The 230-nt window shown below is 43.9% G+C and carries 1 protein-coding gene; it reads left to right on the top strand.

Annotated features, from left to right (window positions below):
- On the top strand, positions 1-230 hold a 230-nt coding region (locus NE609_RS17440; RefSeq protein WP_256153257.1), incomplete at both ends, for a hypothetical protein.

A 230-nucleotide genomic window follows, 5' to 3' on the forward strand; every position in this document is an offset into this window, starting at 1 on the left:
GGCAGATGCTTTTAATGCTTGTCTTAACCCTTGGAATTACTGCTTGTAGTGATGATAACGGCGGTAATGGGGATAACGGCGATGATGATGGAGATAATCTGAGTGATATTCTGTTTGAAAACGGTACTCAGCTGGGCAATGGGGCGGATGAGATGGAGATAAACGGAAACTATAAGTTGCCCAAGGGAGTATATGTGATGAAAGGGTGGTTGTATATTACCGATGGTTCG

It is taken from the genome of Anaerotruncus sp. DFI.9.16 (assembly GCF_024461615.1).
Taxonomy (GTDB): domain Bacteria; phylum Bacillota; class Clostridia; order Oscillospirales; family Ruminococcaceae; genus Anaerotruncus; species Anaerotruncus massiliensis.